Source organism: Methylobacterium nigriterrae (assembly GCF_037106235.1).
GTDB classification, from domain to species: Bacteria; Pseudomonadota; Alphaproteobacteria; order Rhizobiales; family Beijerinckiaceae; genus Methylobacterium; species Methylobacterium nigriterrae.
Window position 1 is genome coordinate 1 of the sequence record NZ_JBAWTG010000329.1, and the last position, 1,896, is coordinate 1,896.

The following is a 1,896-nucleotide window of genomic DNA, read 5'->3' on the forward strand; positions in this document are numbered from 1 at the left end:
CTTTCTCCATTCTGCGTCGTCCAGCATCACTCCTCCCAGTCAGGAGGAGCAAAACGCCCGCACACGGAACACGTTCAAGGCCGAACAGGCCGTAGCTTCAAAATCAGATGCGACTTCAGGCGTTCAGCATACCGTCCGCGGGTACGTGCACGATGAAGCTCGGCCCTTCGTCGATCCAGCCGGGACCGGCGGCACCTTGCTTGATGCCGTTCGTCTCGCTGGCGCTGGCCGAGTAGTGGTGCAGCCCCGTATTCGTGTTGAAGAACCGCTCCAGCGTCAGCGCTCCGGAGCCGGCAGCACTCGCATTGGCGTATGCCTCGAACGCCACGCCCTCGTACTTATAGCTGGGCTGTGTCTGGATGACGAAGTCGCGCTCAGCCACGCTGGTGGTGTAGAAGTGGCTGTTGTGAGCACTGTCGAAGAAGCGGAACACGTCGATGGTGTTGGGGCCGTCGTCAGGCGTGGACCACTGCGCGCCTTCGTAGTTGTACGTAGGCTGCGTCTTGAGGATGAAATCTTTCTCGACGGCGCTGGTTGTGTAGAAGTGGTCCTGGGTCTTGGTGTCAAAGAACCGAAAGACTGCGTTCAGATGCTCAGTCGGAGGAGCGGTATCATTGTCGATGACGTGGCCAATAGCCGTCTTGGCAGCAGCATCGATCGAGCCAAGGTTCGTCCCCGTCAGAGAAACCGTCACGTCCGGATTGGGCCCGAAGGTGGTATTGTCCAGGGTCTGCACCTCGAGCGTGCCGGTGGTCTGGCCGGCCTTGATCAGGACGTTCCCTTGGTCGGTGGTGACAGTGACGTCCTGGCTGCCAGCGGCAGTGCCGGTGACCGTGAAGACGAGCTTACCGCCCTCGACCACGTCAGCCGCGTTGGCGATCGAGTAGACCGGTGCCGCCGGCGGCGTCGCCGCCTTGAAAGTAAAGGTAGCTTGTAAATTCGCCTCCTGCGGATTGTTTGCCAACGCAAGGGGTAAGAAGTGAATAGAAACAGTATCGCCATTTGCGTACATCAGCGCCTGATCAGGGTAAGAGAGTTCGTAATCGACCGCTGGATCCGAGACCTGACCGTCGTGGACCTTGACACCGCCGTTAGCGACTGTTGCGTCGAGAGCAAGAGTTTTTGTCTCACCACCGTCTTGGATTGACAAGCTTAATGGGACGTGCAGGTAGTTTTTGGGATCTTGAATGATGCCATTCAATACCGAGCCGAAACCACCTGTCCCTTCAAAAGGGAAGTAGTGATCTTTGCTGTCCCCCGGAGTGTCGGGGAAGGGCGGATTACCGGCTGGAAGACCCTCGTCCTGCTTGACTTTGAATAAGTCAACGGTCAGTGGGGTGTTTGCCAGCAAGTTCAACGACAAAGGTGCGGGCGGGGCGGTAAAAAAGACGCCGATCTGGCCCTTGTCGGCACCGTACCCATACCCAAAAGCCGAACTAAGTGCGTTAGCCGGGTTCATCGCTTCAGGGCTGTTTGGAGCAATGCTCACGGTTGTAATTGCGCCGACTGCCACGGATAAGTTGGCCATGCTTATGCTCCCTCATGAAGTGCGATTTAGATTTCTCTCCGTGATGCTGATAGGCATATTGCAGCGGTTGCTCTATCCTCTGATGTATCGGGGCTGCGGCTACGAACGCATGCGGCTACTTGTATTGGCGCAAGCGTCAGGCGAGAGGACATTAGGCAAAAGACTGTTGCGACACCCAAATTTACGGTTACATCGTCATTGCAATTCTGATCTGCGGCATTCGCAAAAATAAAGTGTCTAGCGCACAAAAAGCTTTTCTGCCTAATCGGCTAGTACTACTGTGTCACAAACGAGCGATGGCAGCAGGGACATCGGTGAAGGGACAGGACCAGTGCACGCGCCAGTCTCAAGCGCAGGCTCTTGATGGA

1 protein-coding gene is annotated in these 1,896 nt (G+C 56.5%); it reads right to left on the bottom strand.

Going from position 1 to position 1,896, the window contains the following annotated elements:
* Positions 1 to 115: 115 nt before the first annotated feature.
* Positions 116 to 1,528 (bottom strand): immunoglobulin-like domain-containing protein, encoded by a 1,413-nt coding sequence (locus tag WDW90_RS36740; protein WP_336492662.1) that lies wholly within the window; start codon positions 1,526 to 1,528, stop codon positions 116 to 118.
* Positions 1,529 to 1,896 lie beyond the last annotated feature (368 nt).

Bases quoted from the DNA above. Each gene is read 5' to 3' on its own strand.
- WDW90_RS36740 (WP_336492662.1), bottom strand. From the start codon at position 1,528: ATGGCCAACTTATCCGTGGCAGTCGGCGCAATTACAACCGTGAGCATT.